The sequence below is a fragment of the Arthrobacter sp. GAS37 genome (genome assembly GCF_044908325.1).
GTDB lineage: Bacteria > Actinomycetota > Actinomycetes > Actinomycetales > Micrococcaceae > Arthrobacter > Arthrobacter ramosus.
On record NZ_JBIYDB010000005.1, the window covers coordinates 1 to 19,869 of the forward strand.

Here is a 19,869-nt window from a genome sequence, read left to right on the forward strand (position 1 = left end):
CGAAAGGGTGCTCCTCACGATCAGGAAAATATGGCGTCGAATACCACTATTTTCCCTTGTCGGAGCACCCTTTCACCGGTTTAACACACCCCCCCGGCAGACCTGCCATGAAAACCCCGGGCTAAGAAAGGAATTGAAAAGGAATGGGCCGCGGTGACGATGGCAATGGCGCGAGACCTCGAGACCTCGAGACCATGACCGGTCGCGACTATCTTCTCGTTACCTACGATATTGGCCGTCATGATTACTCCGCCTACGGACAATTTGCGCTCAACGGCCTCAATTTTCAATGCGAGGTTGTGTCGGATCGCTTCCTGCCGGCCGACGTCTGGCCCATTGATACTCCGTACCTCCTCAGAAACGGATGGTCGGCGCCCGATAGCGGAAACCCCAATTGGTCCCAGCTCCAGAAGGGGCCAGAAGAAGCAGCCGTATCCGTTTTGAGCGCCATGCGGGGTCTCGGGTGCAGTGACCCCAGACTGTTCAGTTGGTCATTAGGTGCTTTTTAGTCCACGAGGGTGTTGCCAGACAGGTTCGCTCTCAGCGGTGGTGGCTGGGTGCTTGACCAGTTTCGAGGCGAACACACGTGCTATCGACGGTCTAATGGCCGAACAGTTCTGCTTCGAGCTGGTCGAGGGCTTCGGGGTACCCGGCCACATCGAGGGCCCCGCGTGTGGTCTGGAGTGAAACCACTCGGAAACCAGGACCGAAGTTAACTGCCGCGAAATCCCACAGCTCCAGGTGCCTGCGGTTCGCGGGGATTCGGCCATTCACGAGGAAAGTAGCAGGATTCACCCAGGATCCTTCCCGAGACTCATCTGTCACGAAGTCAACAAGCGGTGCGCGGATGGAGATCAGGCCCCGCACCCAGCAGTTGGCCAGGCTGCCGGGCAACGGTTCTGGCGAACGAATCCAGAATTCCGTCCACCCGCGCCGTCGCCATAGCTTGAACCTGAGTCGGTTGACTACACGGGCTACCACTAGCGAAACGATCCAAGTGGCCACAAAAGTGATACCGAATATGGGAATCGAGCTGGGCTTTGCGCCATCGAACATAAGCAGGACGATCGAGCCCGAAACTACGAGGCCGATCGCCAGCAGACGCTTGATCCATGGTTCCTTCCCGGTCATGCCACACTATAGGCCGGGTTCCCGCCCGTTGTCCCAGACATGGGCCCCCGGGCGAAGCGTCCTAACCGCCGAAGCGTTCAGCGAAGTACTTGGCTGATTCGATGGACTCAATCCCGATCATCCAACAAAACACGACGGCGGCAAGCGCGATGAGCAAGAAAACCGACGCGGCTGTGATCCAAAAAACCTCTCGTGGCAGGGTACGAATGGAGCGCACAGACGCCACAGCAGCCATTGCCGGAATAGCGACAGACACTGCCATCACCCACTGGCGTTTGGGGATCTCGGCCCGGTAGTACGATCCGGGCCTGTCGTCTGGATCAAAGTCGAACCCGAACCAGAAGGCAACAACGTGGACACCGCCGTCAGGCACAGTAGCGCGAACGCGATGCTGATCCAGACGGCCCCGTTTCCAGATTTCCCCATATCCACCATCCACTCATCTCCGCTTCCACGGATCGGAACGGGCCGCGGACCGCGGCGGAAAGTAAATTGATGTTGGAAGACGACATACCGTCCGGCCAAATCGATCGGCAAAGGGAACATGAACAGGGAAATGAACGAAACCGCGCTGCGTGCTGCGAACGTCAATCTGATGGTGGCGCGGTGACGGCCCGGCTGCGGGTGTGCCTGCCCGATCAGAAACTCCTGGACGCCATGGAACCTTCCGCCGACGTCGAGTTCGTGGTGTGGGACCTGACAGGCCCAGCGCCGGCTGACAGTTTCGACCTGCTGGTGCCGCCCTACATGGGCAGGCCAGACGCGCTCACGGCGCTGGATGGCGTGACGGTCCGGTTGGTGCAGAGCCAGTCGATAGGGTACGACGGCGTCGCTGACGTCTTGCCGTCGGGTTGCGCTTTCGCGAACGCGGCAGGAGTCCATGAGACGTCGACGGCGGAACTCGCCTTGGGAATGATGATCGCCAGCCAGCGTGGGATTCCGGAGTTTGTTCGGAATCAAGCGTCCGGAACATGGGCCAACGGTCAGCGTCCCAGCCTGGCCGATCGCCGCGTTCTCCTGGTTGGCTACGGGGGAGTGGGCAAGGCCATTGAAGCCAGGCTGCTGCCGTTCGAAACGCTGGTGATGCGGATGGCAAGCCGCGAACGGGACGATGAACATGGCCGGATCTACGGCATCGACTCACTGTACGAACAATTGCCGCTGAACGAGATCGTGGTGGTCAGCGTACCGCTGTCCGAGCAAACTCGTGGGCTGGTGGATGCTCGGTTCCTCGCGGCCATGCCGGACGGGGCGTTGTTGGTGAACGTGGCTCGGGGTCCCGTGGTGGATACGGAATCGTTGCTGCGGGAAACGTCTTCGGGACGGTTACGTGCTGCCTTGGATGTGACCGACCCGGAGCCGTTGGCGGCCGACCATCCTTTTTGGACGGTCCCTGGTGTGCTGATCACGCCCCACGTGGGCGGGGCAAGCTCGGCGATGTTCCCCCGGATGGTCCGGCTGATCCACAAGCAGATTTCTTTGCTGCTGGCCGGAGAGGCTCCGGTGAACCTGGTGCTGGGTATGGAATCAGTGGCTCGGTAAGGGCCTGAGCGGGCAGCGCGGTTGTGACTGGGCGAGGCAGCAACAACCGCCCTTTACTGCCTGCGGGCTCGGTCGTGAGCCGTCAGTGGGTTGAACGAGCCGGAAGCATCCTCGTAGTGGTTAGTTCTCAGACTATCCTGGACGAATGGTCGAAGTCGCAGAATACGGGGTAGAGAGTTTCGACTCAAGGTTGCGGCGCGAAGCGATGGCATGGCTGACCGTTCGAACCAACGACGGCGAGGAATGGCTCACAAGGGAAGATATACAGGACTTCACTCTCGGCGGGGAGAAAAGAAGGCTTCAGGCAACCCAAACTGGGATTTGGAAACCTAAGGATCTCTCGGCGGCTTTGTCGATCCAAACCGTTTACAGGGCCCCTGGTAGGGAACGGCCATACAACGATGAGGTGGGCAGTGACGGACTCCTTCGTTACGCCTGGCGTGGTGACGACCCGGATCACCCAGACAATCGGGCGCTTCGATCTGCAATGGAGCAGCAAGTGCCTCTCATCTGGTTCTTTGGTGTTGGGATGGGTCCTGCAGTATTTCAGCCTGTTTTCCCGGTCTACTTACTCTGGGAAGAGCCGGACCAGAAACAATTTGTCATAGATCCAAACGTCGGACGAGGAATCGTCAACCGGGAAAGTCCGATCGAAGAACACCTCCGACAATATCTTATGGTGGAAACTAAACGACGGCTGCACCAGCCTGTATTCCGGTCAACGGTCCTGCGCGCCTACAGGAGCAAGTGCGCCGTGTGCGCGCTCGCGCACAAAGAATTGCTTGATGCTGCCCATATTGTTCCTGATGCTGCAGAGCAGGGAATTGCCTCGATCGTGAACGGAATGGCGCTCTGCAAAATTCACCATGCTGCTTTTGATGCCCATATTCTTGGCATTCGGCCCGATCTTGTCGTGGAAGTCCGTGACGACATTCTGGCGGAAGTTGACGGCCCGATGCTGACGTATGGCATCCAAGCCCGGCATGGTCAACGTCTGATGGAACTTCCAGCCAACAGGCGGGAGTATCCCAGTCGGAATCTGCTCGAGCACGCTTACCAGTCATTTCTCAGCGCCTAACAAATACGCCCGACCTCGAACGTTGCTCGGACAGGGCCGCCCGTTCTCGTAACACGGGGGTATCGTTCTTCGTCAGACCTGACTTCGGTCATTCCGTTTAGTGCCTGGCCCGCGGGTTCCGGATTGCGTTGAGGACTGCTTGTTTGTCGGCGGGGATGGCGGGCGGGAATGTCTGTTCGGTGCCGTTGATCGCGATGGTGGCTGAACGAAACGGCCGTAGTTGGCGGATCAGGTTGCGGATCGCGAGCCCGGTCCGGTTCTGTGCTTCGCGGCTGAGTGCCAGCGCGGTGAACACGATGGTCAGGTGGGCTTCGATCGCGTCCTTGGTGCGGTGGAACATGGGCCGGGCCCGTAGGTCGGTCTTGGACATCCGGAAGGACTGCTCTACATGCCAGAGGTCGTGGTAGCTGGCGATCACCTCGCCGGCGGGCATCACGCCGATAGGGATGTTGGTGACGTAGCCTTAGGCCTACCAGGCGTCGGGCCCGCGCCAGCGATGCCTCATCGAGTGACCGGCTGCCGTTGCTGCCCGACCGGGGATGCCGCCCCCGTTACCAACACATGCCGCTGGTAGGTCCTGCAGAACCGGTCATAGCCCACCATCGGCTCACCGGCAGCCGAGCATGAATCGACGTACTCGCCATGCAGCAGCTTCAGCGTCACCCCGACCCGGGCCATCTCCCGGTGGACCTGGTCCCAGTCCGGCTGCGCGAACACGCTTTGATGCTCACCGCGCCCCGCGAACAATCGGACATACACCTCGCGATCCGAGCTGTCGGCGATATCGTCCCAAACCACACCGGCCGCATCGGCAGCCTCCAGCACCGCCGTGATGCTCTTCCGCGACATTCCCTGCGATGCCGCGATCGCCCGGCCTGACAGGCCTTCGGCACGCAACTGCAACACGAGCTTCGCTCTGATCTTCCGTGCCATTGATGATTACTCCTTCCGCCGTGCGCCCTATACACACGACGGAAGGAGCCTAAACTTGGTGGCCCCCAGGCACGCCACTACCGGCACCCAAGGCCGCTACTGCGCGCTCTGCCCACTGGCCCCCAAACACACGAAAGATGGACCCCAACAGCGCGAATATTCAACAACGACGATACCTGCGGGGTGCGGGCGTAGCTTTCGATCGGCAGCGACAGAAACGTGCCATTCGAGCGGTGACGATGCTAGCTGCAGCGGGATGGGCAGCCGTCTACGTGTTTCGGTCTTGAACACGTAGACGCTCCTTTTGTGACACGTAGATGGCGTCTTTATTACACCTAGATTGGCCGTTTTTGCACGTATTTTTCGCTGTTTCACCACTTAGATGGCAAATCCAGCCATAGCCTTTTTACGGCGAACTGGGCGGCCCTTGTGCCACCCAATTGCTGGAATGAAGTGATTGCTACAGCAAGCTCGCACCTGAAGGGGCGCGAACCGGACATTCCCGCCGAACAACAAAATCTGGAGGAAACGTGAAAATTAGTTCAGTATCCTTAGTTTTTTCGGTCTCAGTCGCTGCAATACTTTCTCTGTCAACCATTTCACCCGGCGTGGCGGCCGAGAGCGCGCCACCGACAAGTCCGGCAATCCGCGCCATCGATAATTCGGCACCGGGATTCATTCCGTCGGCCAACGTGCGAGGATCTGCAGATTTGACCACCTCGCACGCCAGGGCCCGAGCCGGGAACGCATCGAACGAGCTTCCCACGAATTCCGGCGATCCCGTGGTAGTCCAGAGTTCAAGTGGGACCGTGATTAGGTTGGGGCTTCCCTTCAATGAAAAGGCCGTTGAGGGCAAGAAACAGTCGAACGGGACAGTCGTTTTTGATAATGAGAACGGAACGAGTTCCGTGCTGGTGCCTAAGGAAGGAAGGAGCGTTGCCGCAGTGACTGTCCTTTCCAGTAACTCCTCTCCGACCCGTTTCAACTACAACCTTGCGGTTCCTCTAGGCGGTACCGCAACCCTAAACAGCCGAGGTTCCCTCGAAATCTTTGATGCCAAGGGCGCTTTCTCGGGCGTAATTGCCCCGCTTGGGCAAAGGATTCCAATGGCAAGGTCGTGGCCACTCATTACGAGCTAAATGGTCCCACTCTCACCCAAGTTGTAGACCACACGTCCCAGTCGTACGCGTACCCAGTCGTGGCGGATCCATGGCTAGGAATCGACTTGATTGACAGATTTAGCTGGGACGGAAACAACATCAAGGTTCACGTAACCCCTATGATGGGCTTCGTGAACGAGGCTGTCGCCGCTGGCCCAGGCTGGGACGAGCTGAAGACCAAGACCCGTAACCGGGTGAATCAGGCTACCCTCCATCAGCAGTGGGTCTGCCATGCCTTAGGAAAGTTCATGATCTTTTTCGAGCCGCCACCCAACAATACTTGGGATCTGGAGGGTTGGCGCCGAGTTGTGACCAACCCGGTCGACTTCATCAGGTACCGGTGCAATTGGTAGTACGTAAAGTAAGGACGAAATGAGTAACCGAACAGCCCCCATCATCATTGGTGCGCTTGGTCTCGTAGTCTTTTCCGTCGTATCCGTGATGTGGACAGTGCGGACATTTGAGATTGACGCTGCCAATCTGACAGAGGCCACCCCACCACTGCAGGAGGCCCTCTGGCTGGGGAGCATCCTGGTGGTTGCCGGGTCCATTACTTGGCTCATTGTGCTCAGAAGACGGGCACCTTAGGAGTAGCAGCCACTCGATCATTTCATCGACGACCGCGGGTTCGCGGCTTTCGATCGCGGCGGCGGCAATGCAGGCGTCGAGCTCGCGCCTCATGCGCTGGCCGAACCCGGGCTCGACTGTTGCTAGGCGTTCGGGGAGGTCGTAGGTGAAGGTGAGCTCTCCGTCGTCGGCCTCTTCCAGTGCCCCTGAAGCCGGATGCCTGGCGGCCGAGCATAGGGAGGTGGATGTCGCGGTCACCGTCGTCCGCCACAACCCGTGTCGGTTCGTCGAGCGCCTGAAGTCCCCGTCCAGGACTTACTGACCGGCCCGGACGAACCTATTCACTTCTTGCCGGGAACGAGAGGACTCCTGGTTTGATAGCACGGATCACGAACAGGCAGGTGAAAATGTTCCGAATCCGGCGCATGTAACCCACCGAACGACGAAACTGAACGCCTCGACGGCTCCGAGGGCCGCTTTGTCGCGGCCGAACAGCCCCCCTGGCGAACTATCCTTACCAGCAGGATTGGCTTGGCCAGCCTGCGGTGATGGTCCTTGCCCGGTAGAGCAGGCTGTTGGTGGCGCTCAGGGCGACGGCGGGTTTGCCTCTTGGCCAGTCGATAGCGCTAATGAGAGCGGCCTTGACCGGCTTTTCCTGAGCGGTGACGGTGAATCGCCGGGACCCCAAGAAAGATGTACCCAAACGCTATCGCCGGGTATCCGGTCCACAGCGGTCCAAGCAACTCGTGAAGGTGGCTAATGAAAATCATGGCAACACCCAAGAGTGCTATTGCAAGCGTCAGCAAGCCGCTCCAGCCGTGAAGCATCACATGGCGGGCTTGTTCTGCGGTGATCATTTTGCGGCTCCTATGCCTCTGGTTACCCACAATTGCTGCTCTTGTAGATCCGGATAGCAGCGAGGGTTGTTACGACAGCTGTCATCATGATGATCATTTCGCTGATGACGAGTTCCAACACACTGATGTTCCCGAGTGCATTTCGGAACAGCAAGGTACTGGGTGCAGTGAGGGGGAAATAGGTCATGGTCTGGACTGCGATCGATCCGGGATTCTCCGAAATAACGCCCAGAATGTAGCTTGGAGAGAACATCGCAAGAATAAACAGGGTTGCGAACGCTGATCCTTCACGGACGCTCCTGATTTTCGCGCCGACGGCAGCATGAATCGCGATCATCATCGCGACGCCGAGGAGCAGCGTCGCGAAACCTGCAAGCATCTTTGAACCGTCGAGGATCCAGGTATGGAACGCAGGGAGGGGCAGCCCGAGTTCCGGCCCGATGGCAAAGTAGGCAAGTAAAATCGGAATGACCATGATGGCAAGCTGAACGGCTCCCAGCACTGTGGTTGCGACCATCCTTCCAAGAAAGACGCTCGAAGCCGTCACGTCCACGAACAGCACCTCGCGTATCTTCTGTTCGCGTTCCTCGGCAAAGCCTCCGATGATTTGGTTCCCTAGAAAGATCGTCATCGTGAAGTAGAGAAACAAGAACAACATAGGAACTGCCACCGCTGCCAACCCTAGATCAGGAACCCCGTTTCGATATCCGATCCTGTCTACATCGACGCTGGCAGTAAGCGACTTCACAAGCTGGGTTGATTCGACGGATCTTGCTACAGACATCTGGAGGAGTTGTCTCGCAAAAGACGTTGACTTTTGATCCGCAACAAGCCCGACATTGTTCTCCGTAATTTGGATCTTGCCGCGCGCTACGTCACTCGGGTAAACGATCAGCGTTTGTACTTTGCCAATCTTCACCTCTTCTTTGGCCTTCTCCACGTCCGTAGCGATACTTCCCCCCGCGCGTCTGGCCAGCTCAGGGTTAATCAAGCCGGACTGGTCGGCGTACTGAAAGGCAAACGACGTCAGCCCAGATACCTCTGAACTTTTCCGGATGACGCTTTCGCTTGACTGGACTAACAACGCCAGGAGAATCATGAACGCTGGCACCATCAGCGACGCAACCCAGAAGCTCTTCCGTCTCAGATGGCGCTTCACGTCAAATGCCACAAGCTGTCGGTTCGGGCTGTTCATACGCTGATCTCACCCTCCATCTCTGCAGATTCTCCGTACATCCGCACGAAAACTTCATCTAGGCTCGAGAGCCGAGTCTGAAACCCCGTGACTCGGACACCGGCTGCCAACAAGTCTGAAAGCAAATGCTCGGGCAACGCATCCAGATCCTCTGTGTGAATCAGCTCAGCCCGCCCGCTCCCCTGAAGTGCCAATGGCCAGTCGTTCACAGTTGTGGGGAGTTCTCCTAGAAAGGTGAACTCGGTTCGGGTCTCGCCGAGATCGCGTTTTGCGTCAGAGACCGCTCCCAAGTAATGCTGAGCTCCGCCATCCAGAAAAAGGATACGTTCGGTGAGGTCTTCTACCTCCTGCATTTGGTGGGTGACCAGGATCAGCGTCGCCCCTCGGCCAGTGCGCTCCGCAACGTACTTGTTGAAGAGGGTCTTGTTTACAGGATCAAACCCCCGCGTGGGCTCATCCAACACCAATAGGTCGGGGTCGCCCATGAAGGTGATTCCTAGATGCACCTTTTGCTGCTGGCCGTTTGATAAGGCTTGGATTGGTGTGAAGGCCTGCGACCCCAAGCCCATCTCTTCAAGATATTCATGAGCCTTTCTCGCTGACGCTTTCGGGTCGAGACCCCTCAAAGTGCCGAAAAGTCGAAGTACGTCAATTACCCGATCACGCTGGAAGTGCCCGCGATCTTCAGGCAGGTAGCCGATCCGGGTAGGGTCGGCTGGCTGATATGGGCTCCCTGCAACATGCGCGATCCCTTCGCTCGGTTCGACCAGGCCGAGCAGACACCTGACTAACGTCGTCTTGCCAGATCCGTTCGGTCCTACTATGGCCATCGATTCTCCAGCGTCGAGATTGAATTGGATTCGGTCAATCCCGATAGCTGAGCCGTAGCGCTTTGACAGTCCCTTAACTTCAATCAGTGCCATTCGCCCTCGTTGGTTTACCGATGTCTGTGACTCTGTGGGGCTGTGTCTGGAACGGACCTCGGTCGATTCCAGACACAGCCGCAGACCTACTTTGCTTGCTTCTTGTAGACAAACCACGTCGCGAGGTTTGCCCCCGATGCGGCAAGGGACAGAATCCCCATGATGATCTGATTGTTAAGGAACGCGATGGTGGCAACGATCAAGAGCATTACGGCCGCGGAGAGGGTAAGAAACTTCATGACGCGGTCATCCACATCCCAAGGCAAGCGACAGGCCGCTAAATGTGTAGCCGACCCCAGCAATGACGAGCGATGCACCGCCAGTGAATGCAGCAGCGATCAGACCGCCGGTCGTAAAAATATGACTAACGAATCCCAGAACGCAGCTGAGTTGGTGCCAGTTCATAATCCCCCCAAGGGTTAGGTTGACATAATTTGGTTAGGAAAGTTGGTCAGTTGTTGAGCTACTGAGGGACCCTTCCTGAAAGAAAGGTAAACCTGCGGATACCCGTCTCCGTGTGGAATCGGCCCAATCTCCGTGCGTTTTGGGCGAATCTCCGTGTGAAAATCGCAAAATTCAGTGTGAAAGAGCCGGCGTCTACGTGTTTAGGTCTAGGTGTGTCTACGTGTTTGGCACCCCGCCGTCGTACCCGCAACGGAACCACACAAGAAGTGAACGTCACCGTCCAGATGCCGCGCGCCGTCGTACACTTCAAACCAGCGGCGCAAGTTGCCGTCGACTCCCTGGAACCAAGCAGTTCCTGCGCTCCCGAGCCGGGTTCCTTCCTGGGGTGTCGCCGTCCGGGCCGAGTTCGTCGGAGTAGGGTGCGTGGCTTTGGTGAGTGTGTCGATGAGTTCCTTGGCGGCCATGGCCAGGAGGTCGCGTTGCGGATAGAAGCCCACGGGAGATCGACGTCCAGGGGCGCCGGGATCCCGGCGACGAGATCGACACTGATCCGGCCCAGTGTGCTGTTTTGCCACCGGGCCCGGAGCACCAGCTCGGCAAGGTCCATGTCAACGGTCAAAGAGTGGCGCTGCATCAGGATGCCGCCGGCCCGGTTGACAAGGTCGCGCTTGTGGAGGCACGCCGCCAAGGCCTTCCGTGCTGCGGTGCGAGACGGGCGCAGGATGTCTGCGGCGATCGGCTCCCCCCCCTGCCTCTCGGAGCGGCGTCATCTGGAGTGGCGTCATCCAGCGGAATTGATTGGCGTGACGCATCTCACTTTCTATATGCTGGATTCAGTCAAGCAGCTGACTTCCCCGACGTCGTCCGAGGAGTCAGCCATGGCACCGATCCGACCCACACACACCCACCTTCATGGTCCGGGTGGTTCCCTCTCCGGGCAAAGTGCGGTCCAACAACTGTTTCGGAGATGGCCGCTTGTGCCCTCCCGCGAATTGAAACGCATCCGCCGCGTGCTTCTGCACTGCGATGAACTAGGCCATCCCGCCGCAACCCGCCACCTGTCCGAACCTGCCCAGGCGCTGCTGGATCTCGTGACGGCCGAACTGGAGCGGCGCCGCGAACCAGGAAAGCATCCACCACTTAGCCATAGCCCGGGTTCCGGAGTTCGCGGACTGCCCCAACGTCTTCCCGCACACCATCGGGGAGGATTGTTCTGATGGCCGGACATTTTGAAGTGTTCACTGACAACGGAGGCAGCTGCAGGGTAAGGCTGGTTGACGAGTTCGGCACGGAGCTCGCGGTGTCCGGCCCCTTCCACGACAAGGACGCCGTAGTCCGTGGGATCTACAAACTCCGGGAAATTGCAGCGAGCGGGCTCATCGAGGTCCACACGTCCACATTCTGAACGGATCCACGATTACAGCGACGAGCCAACGCACTCGCGGGATTCCCCGGATGGCTCCTCGCCAGGGTTCGCGCTCGCCCGCGATGCTCGGCGCTGGCTGGCCGCCAGCACGCCGAGCGAAACGATGGTCAAAGACGCGATCGCCGCTCCGACTGCCGGTGGCCCGGTTTCGCCTGCTGCGGAGCTGAGGGCGAGGCCTGCCGCCCATGAGCCGGCGGCAATGCCGAAGTTGAACGAGGCTGTGGTCAGCGCGGACGCAAGCGTCGGGGCTTTGCCGGCGAACTTGACCGCAAGCGCGAACGCGACGGGATTCACCACGAACCCCGCAAAGCCTGCCAGGGTGATCAGGATGACGACAGGCAGGGCCTGCTCGGAAAACACGCACAATGCGAGCAGGAAGAGCGTGGCCGCGACGGCAGCTGTGATGGTGGTGGCGTACGGCCGGTGGTCTCCGAGCCTGCCTCCCGTGTAGTTGCCGAGGAGCGCGCCCACTCCAAAGCAGCACAGCACCCACGGCAGCATCGCAGCCGGGACGCCGGCACGGTCCGTCAACAGGGGCGCGATATAGCTGTACGTGGCCAGGACGCCTCCCATGATCAAGGCACAGGAGGCCAGGGCCAGCCACAATCGACCGGACCGGAGCGCCGCGAACTCCGAGCTCAGGGACGGCGTCGCCCCGGTGGGCTCTCCGTGCGGGACGAAGCGGACGATAAATACCGCGGCACCGGCCGCGAGGATGGCCAAGGCCCAGAAAGGGGCCCGCCAGCCGGCGATCTGCCCCGCGAACGCCCCGAGCGGGACGCCAACCACCGTCGCCAGGCTTCCTCCACCCATGACGACGCCGAGCGCGCGCGATCCGGCCGCGGGGCCCGCCGCGCGGGTCGCCACCACGACGGCGACGGACCAGAAGGCACCTGTGGCGCAGGCTGTGACAAAACGGGCCGCGAAGATGACTTCGAAGCTCGGGCTAACGGCGACCAAGACATGACCGACCGCGAACAGCAGAAGCGAGAGCACCAGGGTGAGCCGGCGCTGGAGGCGCAGGGTCAGGATGACCATCGCCGGCGATCCGATGATCATCCCGACGGCGAAGACGGTGATGAGGAGGCCCGCGCGGGGAACACTGACCCGGAGGTCGCTGGCGAGTTCGGGCAGCAGACCGGCGATGAAGAACTCGGTTGTCTGCATCAGGAATGTTCCGGCGGTGAGAACGAACACCACCGGCGGCAGTCCGCCGCGTGAACGCACGGCGCTTTTCAACCCGGCCGCTTTGAGATCCGTTGATGACATGCTTTGAGGCACCACTTTCTAGGGGAACACAGAAGGCAACGCCCGAGGCGTGCTGGGGATGTGGGAGGGTCAAATTCACGGTATCGGAGTAGAAGCGAACACTGAGAGGCCCCCTTAGAACCCCTCACCCGGCTCCAAAAGGGGCCCCGGCAGGGCCTCCCACTGTTGCCGGTCCAAGCCCTACCGTGGAAGGTATGAGTTCGAAAGATGAAGTGCGGGCGTTTCTGATGTCCCGCCGCGCCAACATCACCCCGTCCCAGACCGATCTGCAGGACTTCGGCGGGCAGCGCCGCGTACCCGGCCTCCGACGCTCAGAAGTGGCCATGCTTGCAGGGGTTAGCCTCGACTACTACACCCGCCTCGAGCGGGGGAACCTCCGCGGGGCGTCAGAGCATGTACTGAACGCCCTCGCCAATGCCCTGCAACTCAACGAGCTCGAACGGGAATACCTCTTCGGACTCGCCCGCACCGCGACGGCGCTCACCGCCGCCGCCAGGACCGGGCAGAAGAAGCCGGTAGTGCGCGAATCGGTGCAACGAGTTTTGGACAGCATGAGTGTTCCGGCCGTGGTGTGGAACCGTCAACATGACCTCGTCGCCTCGAACCTCATGGGGCGGGCGCTGTACTCGCCGCAGTTCGAATCCGACAGTCCCAACCTCGCGAGGTTTATCTTCCTGGACCCCCGGGCGAAGGACTATTACGTGGACTGGCCGCTGGCCAGGCAGATGACAGCAGCGATGCTCCGCATGGAAGCAGGACGCGATCCGCTGAACGCCGAGCTGACCGCCGTGATCGGGGAGCTCTCCACCCTTAGCCCGGAGTTCCGTTCGAACTGGGCTGAGCGAGACGTGCACGAGCACCGCACCGGCCGGAAGCTGTTCAGGCACCCGGTGGTGGGGGTCGTTGACGTTACCTACGAAGTGTTTGAGATGCCGGGGGAGAAGGGGTTGTGGATCGGGATCTATAGCGTCGAGGAGGGTAGCGAATCCGCGGAGAAGTTCGCACTCCTCGCCAGCTGGGCCGCCACCAACGACCAGCTCGCCGCGCGAAGGCTCGCGCCGCCGTCGTCCGGTCACCCCGCCCAGAACCAAACACGCGCCCAGAACCAAACACTCACAGCTAAATCATCACGAAGCACTGGAGAGCAATGAAGGTCATCGTCATCGGCGGCAGCGGTCACATCGGATCTTTCCTCGTCCCCCGGCTGGTGCGCGCCGGCCATGAAGTCATCAACATCAGCCGTGGCACCCACAAAAGCTATGGCGACGCGCCCGAGTGGCAGCAGGTGCGCCAGGTCATCGCCGACCGGCAACAAGAAGACCGGGACGGCACGTTCGGTGACAGGGTCGCGGCACTGCAGGCCGACGTCGTCGTCGATCTGGTCTGTTTCACGTTCGAATCGGCGAGCTCGCTCGTCAACCGGCTCCGCGGGGAGGCCGGGCACCTGCTGCACTGCGGCTCGGTGTGGCGGTACGGCCAGAGCCTCAAACTGCCGATCGCCGAGGGTTCCGGATCGGCGGCAGCCCCGTTCGGCGAGTACGGAATCCAGAAGGACCGGATCGCGCGGATGCTGAAAGAGGAGACCGACGACGGCGGCGTGGTCACCACGTCCGTGCACCCTGGCCATATCGTCGGGCCCGGTTGGCACCCGATCGGTCCGCTCGGGAACCTCGACCCCGCCGTCTGGCACACCCTCTCTGCCGGCCAGCCGCTGCAAGTTCCCGGAAGCGGCGCCGAACTGATGCACCACGTCCACGCGGACGACGTCGCGCAGGCGTTCGAGAAAGCCATCCAGAACCGCGACGCGGCAGCCGGCGAGGACTTCAACATCGTCGCCCCGACTGCGCTCACCGTCCGCGGATACGCCGACATCGCCGCCGGCTGGTTCGGCCAGTCCGCAACGTTGGAGACGGTCACGTGGGAACATTTCCGGGAATCGACCACACCTGAGTACGCCGAGTCGAGCTGGGGCCACCTCTACCGCAGCCATTGCTTCACAATCGAGAAGGCCAAGTCCCTGCTGGGCTACGCTCCCCGGTACGAGCCCGAACAAGCTGTGCTGGAATCCATCACCTGGTTGATCGAACGCGGGCAGCTCCGCGTCGCCAATCCGCTGAGCGTCCCGGCGAGCTGACCGTTCACGTGGACTGTTGTTGATCTCGCTTGCATTTGACCTTGAGCCCCGGCACCAACTCTTCTCACAGGGAGTGGAGATGAGCCTCGGCGACTTGGTGGAGGATATTCAGGGAACGAGTGCTGCTCACGTGTTTGTTCTTGGGCGGGAATAAGGGAATCCCTGGTTTGAGGCTAAAGACGAAGATTAGGAACATCACGAGGCCCGCGGCTGTCGTTTGGATTCCAGCCCGGCCGGCCGGGCAAACAGACCGCGAAACTTCTGGAAGAACCCCGCCCGAAGGCCGTGCGGACTCACCATGCCTAAGCGCGTAGCCAGCAAACGACTCTGGAGTTGCGCTACCCGCAACCCCTAAAGGGCGCGGCCCTGACCGGCTTTTCTTAACCGGTAGCGGTGAATCGCCGGGACCCCAAGAAAGATGTACCCAAACGCTATAGCCGGATACCCGGTCCACAGCGGGCCAAGCAACTCGCGAACCGGGCTAATGAAAATCATGGTCACGCCCATAGGGCTATTGCGAGCGTCAGCAAGCCGCTCCAACCGTGAAGCATCACGTGGCGGGTTTGTTCTGCAGTGATCATTTCACGGCTCCTCATGCCACGGGTTACCTGCAATTTGATCCTGGATTGTTGATACAACCTCTTCGGGATGGGCGGTTGAGACGATCCATCGGCGGGTCTTCGTTTCCAAAGCGACCGCAGGCCCTCCCGCCAACAATCCTCGGGTGCCCTTGCCCATGACCCGGAAACCACATCCGTCAGACAGGGATGTATCCTCGGCCGTCGCTACGGCCAAAACGTCTGAGATCGACACTTCGGTTGAATAGAACGGCGCGCAGCGCAGGACGATTTTCTCCTCAGCTATGGCGATGGAGACGGTCATCCGAACAATCGCCCAGGTGAAGGCGACGATGCAGGCGGCCATGACGAGCCCGGGCAAAAAGATGCCCGAGACCAGAGCTGACACGACCAACACGATGACTGAAGCGCCGACAATTCTCCAGATCAGACTCTGGAACGTCTTGCCAGCCGGACCTCTGATATCACCATGTCTTCTCCAGTTCCGCCTCTAACTTAGACCGGCCTCTCCAGGATCTTCTGGACGGTCTTCCGACCTCCGGTGCCGCGCTTGTGAGTAGATAATCCACGCAACTGAGCCTGCAAACGGCACCGCAAAGATCCCGACGACAATCGCTACTTTGACTGGAGCGGGAATCCATTTTGACGCCATCAGCGACGCAAGCGCGACGATTACCAACACCAAATAGACGATGCCCAAAACAGGCGTAGCCCAGGCGCCGCTGACGACTGGGTTATCCGGATCAATTGGGCTCACCACGACCGACATGTTCATGTATACCGCTTTCTTCAGAAGTTACAGTCTTGGCGCCAACGCTTCCGACGCGGAGTGGGGATAAGCTTCGGACTCGTTCTCGGTGGTCACTTTGCCTGCTTCTCGTAGACAAACCATGTCGCAAGACTCGCCCCAGACGCCGCCAGGGATAGCACCCATGTGGCCTGATTGCCGACGAATGAAATGATGGCAACGATCAAGAACATTGCGGCCGCGGTGAGAGTTAGAAGTTTCATCAACAGCAAAATAAGCCCCGCCGAGGGCGTCTCCGTGTGCGATGTACCGAATCTCAGTGTGATTTCACCAAAAATCCGTGTGAAAACAGCAAATCTCAGTGTTCGCAGGCGACCTTCTCCGTGTAGCCGAGGCCGCTGTCGCATCGTCGAGCCGCCGACTCTCCGGGCAGCGGCTGGTAGACGAGGCCCCAGCGTGCCTTCATCCGGACCAGGTGCTCGAACCGCTGGGCTCCAGCGCAAGGTTGGGCTTCACCAACGAATTCCGCGCGGAATCGAAGGACATGAAAGCCCACACAACCATGCGGCCTCTAAAGAGAGCGGCTTTGGCCGGCTTTTCCTGACCGGTAACGGTGCCGCGTAGTTGCGGGCCGAAGTCTTCGACCCGGATACGGTCAGGGTCCCACTGCTGGCATTGGCTTCGGGAGCCGAATTGTCGAAGCAATAGACTGTGGCATTCTGAAAGCTCGCCAGCGACGGAGGATACGTTGAACAGATCAGTAACCAGGGGATTATTGTTCGGGGCAGGGTTCGGATGTGCCTATGTGTTGGTGGTTCTTCTCTTGAGCAGGCCCGGCGGCCCCGGGGTGGCGGTACTCAGCGGGCTCGGCGGCGCGATGGTGGGTGCCGTGTCGGGTTGCGTCATTGCCGTATTGACCTTTTGGGTGTGTCGCCTGACCAGAATTCGGCGTGACCATGAAAAGGCTACGGCCGCCGGTATGGCCGGGGTTTCGACTTTGCTGATCCTTATGGCCTTGGCTTCGGCATCGGATTCACGGTGGCCGTGGTGGACGAACCTTATTTCGGCGGGTGCAGCAGCTGTAATTGGCGGACTGGCATGGCCTCGGACGCAAACTGTGATGCTCCAGGACTGAACCACGCAGGACCGGAAAGCCACCGCATTGGTGCCGGGCGCCGTCGTACATCTCGACTTGTGCATCCAGAATGCCCCGCGACGCAGACCGCCGCCTAGTCCTCAGACTCCGGCCGCTGCTGCGTCCCGGATCCGGGTTCCTTCCTACGGGAGTCGCCTTCCGAGCCGAGCTCATCGGAGTAGGGGGCGTGACCTTGCGGGAATTTGTTGATGAGTTCGTTGGCCGCCATGGCCAGGAGGTCACGTTGTAAGACGGGCAGGGAGAGGAGGCCTTGGAGATAGGCTTCCACCTCGTATTCGCCAACTTCGCCGCCCAGGCTGAAGTACTTGAGCCAGAGGTCGCCGACGTTGATTTGTGCTGACTTCATGGCAGCGGCCAGCATGCGCTGCTGTTGTGGTTCATGCGGATCGAAGCCCACGGGCCGGCCTTAGTCCAGGGCCGCCGGAATCCCGGCGACGAGATCGGCACTGATCTGACCCAGTGTGCTGTTCTGGCGCCGGGCCCGGCGCATCAGTTCGGCAAGGGCCAAGTCAACGGTCAAGGAGCGGCGCTGCATCAATATCCCGCAGGCCCGGTTGACCAAGTCGCGACTATGGAGGGACTCAGCCAAGGCTTCGCTGATGCGGTGTGGTGCTTCACTGGCCTGGATATTCGCAAGCAGCGTTGCCGCCGGGGCGGCAAATAGTTCCAACACTCGGGCCGCGTCCTCGCCGAAACCCCCGGCGACGTCCGAGTAGATCTTCAAGGCGCCAATGCATTCTTGCTCGGCGACCAAAGGGGTGCTGACCACTGAACGGATGGACAAGTCCTTCACAGCGTCAGCCCAGTCCGGCCAGCGCGGATCCGTTTCGACGTCCTGGACGATCACCGTTTCCTCCATTGCCCAGGCTGTCAGGCACGGTCCCTGGCCCAATTCATACTGGAGGGCATCCGCAAGGGTGACCACTTCGTCCGTCGAGGCGCTGCTGGTTCGCCTGCCCCTCGAATCCAGAAGAGAGACCCCCGCGCCGGTGGCTCCGGACACGGAATCCTTGATGGCGCGGGCCAGCAACCGCACGGCGCGGTCCACTTTCTCTTCCGTGAGCAGCAGGCCCTGGATTCGCGCGATCACGGTCGACAGTTCATCCATCGGTAGTTTCCGCGCCATAGTCCTCATTCATCTAGGTCGAGTGCATCGAGCCGCAGCGTTCTTGTGAAAGAGAATCCAGTACGGCAGTTGGTGCGCTGTTCCTAGCTTAGTCCGCACCATTTCCCACGCTTTGGCTATTCGTCGAAGTAAGCTTCTGGGTCCGTCTCGCCCGAAACGGAGGCAATGACATTAGCGGCTATGTCCCGGAGTTTGACATTCCGGCTATTCGAAGCCCGGGTCAAAACCTTGAAGGCAGTGTCGCGTCCGCATCGGCTTTGCGCCATGACAATGCCGACGGCGGTGTCGATGGTCGAGCGGGACTGCATGGCTGCAGTGAGATCGTCCCGGGCGTTACGCAACTGGGAGATCGTCAAAGCCACACGCAGGGACTTCGCTGCACTCCCAGCGAATTCTTCCGCGGCTGTAATGTCCGGTCCGGAAAACCCGTGCGGGGTGGTCGAATAGAGGCTCACCACGGCCTCGGCTTCACCGGCCAGATCAAGCGGGACCGCCAGGATGGATCCGATGCCGTTCCGCCAAACTGCCTCCATGTAGTCACCCCAACGGCATTCATGGCGGGTATCTAGGACAAGGATCACTGAATTGTGCCGAAGCGCTGTGAGGCAAGGGCCGTCGCCGAAATCAATCTGCAGCTCATCGAGAGCGCGCACTCTCTCATCGCTGCTGGCCGTGGTGATGCCCTTTTTCCTCGTCACAACGGTGACACCGCACGAGACGTCGTTGTAGGCAGTTGTGAGAGCGGCCGCTGCCAGGTTGGCTAAAGCACCAAGGAATTCGTCGACGTCGGCGCTCGCCAAGACAAGATCCTGGAGGGCGATGCCAAGATCCTGATCCGGGTGAGCAGCCAATCCGGCCAACGCAGTGTGGGTTGGCCTCCGCTCCGTACTAGTCATGGTCGGCGCTGGGTGAAGTCCAATCCTGGGGGACTGATTTGTTCAGGATGTCGGTGGCGATGTCATGAAGACGTCGGTTGTTGTTCCGCGCAGCGAGCTGAAGGAGCTCCATGGCGCGGTCCCGTCCACAGCGGTTCTCGACCATGATCAAGGACAGCGCCGCGTCCACCGCGGCGCGCGATTGCAGGGCGGAGCGCAGGTGTTCAGGGTACGGCTCCGGGACATGAAGCCGCAGCGCCAGCCTCAGTGTCTTCGAAATTGTTTTGGCATGCTCCAGTACGCGGGAAACGGTGGCCTCGTTGAAGATTCCGGTGGTGTAGGCGTAGCAATTCAGGGCTGCGCGTGACGACGAGTCTGTCTGAAGAGGCACTGCGAGGACCGAGCGAATACCTTCGCCTTCCACCTGGTGTGCGTACTGTGCCCAGCGGGCATCGGCCTGCAGATCATCAATCAACACCCGATGTTGGTGACGCAAGGCCGTGAGGCAAGGGCCGTCGTCGAACGCGTATTGCTTCTCGTCCAAGCGCTGCGCCGCAGCGGTACTGCTGGCCACCGTTGAGGGGCCGGCGTCCCGTTCGACAGTGATGGCGCACAGCAAGGGCTCCCGACCGTCCAACAAGGATGCTGAGATGCTGGCCAAACCCAGGAGAAATTCGGTGAAGCCCGGACTTTCAAGCAGGAGGTCCTGCAATTGCTCTGTAGTGGGAACTGCGTTATTGCTGGCCATGCGGCCTCGATTCCAAGG

Annotated in this window: 24 protein-coding genes and 1 pseudogene; 8 read left to right on the forward strand and 17 right to left on the reverse strand. The window is 60.1% G+C overall.

The annotated features are described in order from the left end of the window. Positions 1-194: 194 nt before the first annotated feature. Positions 195-509 (forward strand): TY-Chap domain-containing protein, encoded by a 315-nt coding sequence (locus tag ABH924_RS06145; protein ID WP_404497842.1) that lies wholly within the window; start codon positions 195-197, stop codon positions 507-509. A 91-nt stretch (positions 510-600) separates the two neighbouring features. On the opposite strand, the gene ABH924_RS06150 is transcribed toward ABH924_RS06145, so the two are convergent. Together ABH924_RS06150 and ABH924_RS06155 are read right to left on the reverse strand one after the other, a co-directional pair. Beyond that, entirely contained in the window at positions 601-795 is a 195-nt protein-coding gene (locus ABH924_RS06150) for a hypothetical protein (RefSeq protein ID WP_404497678.1), read from the reverse strand. A gap of 397 nt (positions 796-1,192) precedes the next feature. Next, positions 1,193-1,504 carry a hypothetical protein gene (locus ABH924_RS06155; protein ID WP_404497679.1) on the reverse strand — a complete coding sequence of 104 codons (312 nt, stop codon included), beginning with the start codon at positions 1,502-1,504 and terminating at the stop codon, positions 1,193-1,195. A gap of 233 nt (positions 1,505-1,737) precedes the next feature. Between ABH924_RS06155 and ABH924_RS06160 the strand changes: the two genes are divergently transcribed. Together ABH924_RS06160 and ABH924_RS06165 are read left to right on the forward strand one after the other, a co-directional pair. Further along, a complete protein-coding gene (locus ABH924_RS06160) occupies positions 1,738-2,673 on the forward strand; it encodes a 2-hydroxyacid dehydrogenase (protein WP_404497680.1) in 936 nt (311 codons plus the stop codon). A gap of 145 nt (positions 2,674-2,818) precedes the next feature. Further along, positions 2,819-3,751, forward strand: a complete 933-nt coding sequence (locus ABH924_RS06165; protein WP_404497681.1) for an HNH endonuclease — start codon at positions 2,819-2,821, stop codon at positions 3,749-3,751. Positions 3,752-3,848: 97 nt separating this feature from the next. Here ABH924_RS06165 and ABH924_RS06170 read toward each other — a convergent pair. The 3 genes and pseudogenes from ABH924_RS06170 to ABH924_RS06180 form a co-directional block, all read right to left on the reverse strand. Continuing rightward, positions 3,849-4,266, reverse strand: a pseudogene (locus ABH924_RS06170) (transposase); the annotation flags it as partial. After that, the gene (locus ABH924_RS06175) at positions 4,253-4,684 is read right to left on the reverse strand and encodes a hypothetical protein (RefSeq protein WP_404497682.1); all 432 of its coding nucleotides are present in this window, start codon (positions 4,682-4,684) and stop codon (positions 4,253-4,255) included. The gene ABH924_RS06175 and the pseudogene ABH924_RS06170, both read right to left, overlap by 14 nt. Before the next feature lie 460 nt (positions 4,685-5,144). Then, complete coding sequence (locus tag ABH924_RS06180) at positions 5,145-5,402, reverse strand: hypothetical protein (protein WP_404497683.1); 258 nt, start codon at positions 5,400-5,402, stop codon at positions 5,145-5,147. Positions 5,403-5,882: 480 nt separating this feature from the next. Between ABH924_RS06180 and ABH924_RS06185 the strand changes: the two genes are divergently transcribed. Together ABH924_RS06185 and ABH924_RS06190 are read left to right on the forward strand one after the other, a co-directional pair. Continuing rightward, positions 5,883-6,197 carry a DUF2599 domain-containing protein gene (locus ABH924_RS06185; protein WP_404497843.1) on the forward strand — a complete coding sequence of 105 codons (315 nt, stop codon included), beginning with the start codon at positions 5,883-5,885 and terminating at the stop codon, positions 6,195-6,197. A gap of 19 nt (positions 6,198-6,216) precedes the next feature. Further along, positions 6,217-6,432, forward strand: a complete 216-nt coding sequence (locus ABH924_RS06190; RefSeq protein WP_404497684.1) for a hypothetical protein — start codon at positions 6,217-6,219, stop codon at positions 6,430-6,432. 605 nt (positions 6,433-7,037) lie between these two features. Here the strand turns inward: ABH924_RS06190 and ABH924_RS06195 are convergent. From ABH924_RS06195 to ABH924_RS06215, 5 genes are all read right to left on the reverse strand, one after another. Further along, entirely contained in the window at positions 7,038-7,268 is a 231-nt protein-coding gene (locus ABH924_RS06195) for a hypothetical protein (protein ID WP_404497685.1), read from the reverse strand. Between the two features lie 22 nt (positions 7,269-7,290). Beyond that, positions 7,291-8,463, reverse strand: coding sequence for an ABC transporter permease (locus tag ABH924_RS06200; RefSeq protein WP_404497686.1), 1,173 nt, complete (start codon positions 8,461-8,463; stop codon positions 7,291-7,293). Then, on the reverse strand, positions 8,460-9,386 hold the full coding sequence (locus ABH924_RS06205) for an ABC transporter ATP-binding protein (protein ID WP_404497687.1): 927 nt from the start codon (positions 9,384-9,386) through the stop codon (positions 8,460-8,462). Before ABH924_RS06205 ends, ABH924_RS06200 begins: the two co-directional genes overlap by 4 nt. Before the next feature lie 86 nt (positions 9,387-9,472). Beyond that, on the reverse strand, positions 9,473-9,625 hold the full coding sequence (locus ABH924_RS06210; protein ID WP_404497688.1) for a hypothetical protein: 153 nt from the start codon (positions 9,623-9,625) through the stop codon (positions 9,473-9,475). Between the two features lie 372 nt (positions 9,626-9,997). Further along, entirely contained in the window at positions 9,998-10,288 is a 291-nt protein-coding gene (locus tag ABH924_RS06215) for a hypothetical protein (RefSeq protein ID WP_404497689.1), read from the reverse strand. Positions 10,289-11,007: 719 nt separating this feature from the next. Between ABH924_RS06215 and ABH924_RS06220 the strand changes: the two genes are divergently transcribed. Then, a complete protein-coding gene (locus ABH924_RS06220; protein ID WP_264637492.1) occupies positions 11,008-11,196 on the forward strand; it encodes a hypothetical protein in 189 nt (62 codons plus the stop codon). 12 nt (positions 11,197-11,208) lie between these two features. Here the strand turns inward: ABH924_RS06220 and ABH924_RS06225 are convergent, their stop codons facing one another. After that, positions 11,209-12,486, reverse strand: coding sequence for an MFS transporter (locus tag ABH924_RS06225; RefSeq protein WP_404497690.1), 1,278 nt, complete (start codon positions 12,484-12,486; stop codon positions 11,209-11,211). A 194-nt stretch (positions 12,487-12,680) separates the two neighbouring features. Between ABH924_RS06225 and ABH924_RS06230 the strand changes: the two genes are divergently transcribed. After that, the gene (locus tag ABH924_RS06230) at positions 12,681-13,637 is read left to right on the forward strand and encodes a helix-turn-helix transcriptional regulator (RefSeq protein WP_404497691.1); all 957 of its coding nucleotides are present in this window, start codon (positions 12,681-12,683) and stop codon (positions 13,635-13,637) included. After that, positions 13,634-14,620: an NAD-dependent epimerase/dehydratase family protein gene (locus tag ABH924_RS06235; RefSeq protein WP_404497692.1), complete on the forward strand. Its 987-nt coding sequence runs from the start codon at positions 13,634-13,636 to the stop codon at positions 14,618-14,620. Before ABH924_RS06230 ends, ABH924_RS06235 begins: the two co-directional genes overlap by 4 nt. A 582-nt stretch (positions 14,621-15,202) precedes the next feature. On the opposite strand, the gene ABH924_RS06240 is transcribed toward ABH924_RS06235, so the two are convergent. The 6 genes from ABH924_RS06240 to ABH924_RS06265 form a co-directional block, all read right to left on the reverse strand. Further along, a complete protein-coding gene (locus ABH924_RS06240) occupies positions 15,203-15,586 on the reverse strand; it encodes a hypothetical protein (RefSeq protein WP_404497693.1) in 384 nt (127 codons plus the stop codon). 102 nt (positions 15,587-15,688) lie between these two features. Beyond that, positions 15,689-15,973 (reverse strand): hypothetical protein, encoded by a 285-nt coding sequence (locus ABH924_RS06245; protein ID WP_404497694.1) that lies wholly within the window; start codon positions 15,971-15,973, stop codon positions 15,689-15,691. Between the two features lie 1,202 nt (positions 15,974-17,175). Beyond that, positions 17,176-17,499, reverse strand: coding sequence for a hypothetical protein (locus ABH924_RS06250; protein WP_404497695.1), 324 nt, complete (start codon positions 17,497-17,499; stop codon positions 17,176-17,178). 9 nt (positions 17,500-17,508) lie between these two features. Next, the gene (locus ABH924_RS06255; RefSeq protein ID WP_404497696.1) at positions 17,509-18,210 is read right to left on the reverse strand and encodes a GAF and ANTAR domain-containing protein; all 702 of its coding nucleotides are present in this window, start codon (positions 18,208-18,210) and stop codon (positions 17,509-17,511) included. 134 nt (positions 18,211-18,344) lie between these two features. Beyond that, positions 18,345-19,124, reverse strand: coding sequence for a GAF and ANTAR domain-containing protein (locus tag ABH924_RS06260; protein ID WP_404497697.1), 780 nt, complete (start codon positions 19,122-19,124; stop codon positions 18,345-18,347). After that, positions 19,117-19,851, reverse strand: coding sequence for a GAF and ANTAR domain-containing protein (locus tag ABH924_RS06265; protein ID WP_404497698.1), 735 nt, complete (start codon positions 19,849-19,851; stop codon positions 19,117-19,119). Before ABH924_RS06265 ends, ABH924_RS06260 begins: the two co-directional genes overlap by 8 nt. Positions 19,852-19,869: the final 18 nt, after the last annotated feature.